Below are 2364 nucleotides of genomic sequence, written 5' to 3'. Positions count from 1 at the left end.
CTGAATGTCCAACTGCCCATAACGAGATGTTTTGGACTACGGAGTGCAGAATAGACCAATAAACAGAACAGTGTCCAAATCAATTCAGATTACTCTCGCTGTTTTCGTTCATGGCTGCAGGGATCCAATGGGCAGGCTGCGCCTGGGCAAACACCTGCACTTCAGTGCTCATCTTGCGCAGTTGGCGGGCTAACTTGATTGCCTTGTCACGGGGAAGGGGCGGGCTCACCACCGCCGGCAGACAGCCCAATAGGGGTTTCAGGGCCGTTTTGGGCAGGCGTGCGTAGAACGATAAAGCCGAGAGGATCTCCTCTTCAAAATAGGGGTTGCGATACTCTAGGAGGCGCACCTGATACAGCTCTGGGGGAAGAGGCCGTCCTTGGGTTAAGCGAATCAGGGATTCCACCGTTCCCATCACATAGAGTTGATCGCCTTCTTTCAACAGGGTCTTGCCCTCTTTTTGCCAGATCTTGGGAAAAACACAGGGTTTCCCCGGTCGGGAGCGATGCAGCAAGATCACCAGGTCATAGTCCTGGGCCAGTTGGCGCAAGGATAGCCCCAGGTAGTGGCAATCGGCCGAGACCTCCAGCAGCGTCACCAGCAGAGTTTCCCCCTGCCAAGCCAGGGTGCCGTAGACGGATCCCACCAGTGCTGCGGTGGCAAAAGCCCGTGCCCCCAGCCCGGTAGCGCTGTAGCTGATCCCCAGGGTCTGCATGTGGCGCTGCATGCGAGCCGCCAATTCGGGATCGGTAACCCGCAAAATGGTGCGGATCCCCGGCTGCAGGCTGTGGGCCGTCAGGGCCGTCTCCAGGTTGGTGAGATCGTCAGGGGTGGTGCAGATCAGGCAGCGGCTGCCTTGAATGCGAGCCTGCTGCAGCGTGCTTGCCAGGGCATAATCCCCACGAACCACCACCGCTCCCTCCCGTTCCGCTGCCTCCAAGAGAGGGTTCTCGCTATTGGGATCCACCACCACCACCTCGTAGCCCATCTGCCGCAACAACTGCAGCACCAAATAGCTCAGCCGCCCCAACCCTGCGATCACCACATGATCCTCTTTGGGCATACGGGCAGCCCGACCCAAGCCAAAGCGACTGCTCACCAATTTGTCGGTCACCAAGCCGTAAATCAACCCCACCAGGGCAGCCCCCACCAAGGTCATCATCACCGCCAGCACCTTCACCCCCAGCGGTGTTTCCGGCTGTTGAAAAGCCTCAATATCCCCGTAGCCCCCTGTCAGCACCACGATCGTCAGCAAAAGCCCATCGATGAGGGGTTTGCCGATCATCCTGAAGTTGATCACCCCCAGCACCAGCATGGCCCCCAAGGTGAAGGTGAGGGTGCGCACGATGGGCTTGACCTGTAGGAGTCCCTGCACTCCTCTGCGCAGCCAAGACCCAAGGGATCCCCGCCCCAACGACCTGCCTTGCCGTTGTTGTCGCTTGTCCTGCATCTGGCCGCTGGCCCAGCGCTGTGCCCGTGAGGAGCCCCGTCGCCCGTTGCGTTCCAACAGTTGCAGGTAGGCTCTGGGATCGCAAATGACCAAAACGCGATCCCCCTCCAGCAGCTCTGCCTCGTGGTCAAAGTCGTCGAAAACTCGCTGTTTGGAAAAGTTAGAAAGCCCATCCACCGGGTAATGAAACAGCACCCGCGCCCCAAAAGTTTCCTCCAGCTCCGAGAGGGGCATATGCAGCAGGCGGGAGTTGTATCCGATGGTCAGCTCTACCACGTTCCAGAGGGTGGTCTCTCGGTCTGAGACAAAGTAAGCCGGATCTGCCAGCTCTGGCGGAAGCGTGGCCGGCTGGGCTTCCAGCTGGGGCAGCTCAAAGTAGCCAACAAATTCGTCGGAAACGGCCTTAAGGGCAAAAGCCGGGGCAGCCAAAGCCGCCACCGATAGGGAAAAATGCTGCGGCAAAGCCGAGTCGAGATAGCGGGCAAGGCTGTGGTTGAACAGACGGGAGACGACACGCACCTGTGGATTGAGATCTCGAATCAGCAAAGCCAGCTCGAAATTGGCTTGGTCGCTGTCCTCCAGGAGCAGCGCCACCCTAATCCGCTCGATCCCAGCCCGCTGCAACACCCCCGGCTGGCGGGGATCCGCCTGTAGGTATTGCCACTGCTCTTCCAAATGAGGGGGCAGATCGGGAGCAACTACTACAGCGCGATGTCCAAAAGCTTCTAGGGCTTGGAGAGTGAGCTCCACCAAATCGTTGTAGCCGCAGACCAGGATAGAGACACCTGGATCCCTGCTATTCTCTTGCACCTGTGCATGAGGCGATCTCGAAAGGGAGCTCACCATAGCTCTGTCATCTACCCTGCTCCCTTTATACCCGAAGCCTCTTCAGCTTTCGCGAGTGCTGTCAATAC

The 2364-nt window shown here is 58.8% G+C and carries 1 protein-coding gene; it reads right to left on the bottom strand.

Annotated elements, in window-relative coordinates; genetic code table 11:
* Positions 1 to 79: 79 nt before the first annotated feature.
* Positions 80 to 2260 (bottom strand): NAD-binding protein, encoded by a 2181-nt coding sequence (locus tag NW820_RS10920; protein ID WP_414407501.1) that lies wholly within the window; start codon positions 2258 to 2260, stop codon positions 80 to 82.
* Positions 2261 to 2364 lie beyond the last annotated feature (104 nt).

This window comes from Synechococcus sp. R55.7, assembly GCF_047461955.1.
Classification (GTDB): domain Bacteria; phylum Cyanobacteriota; class Cyanobacteriia; order Thermostichales; family Thermostichaceae; genus Thermostichus.
This window is presented reverse-complemented; position numbering and strand designations above follow the sequence as displayed.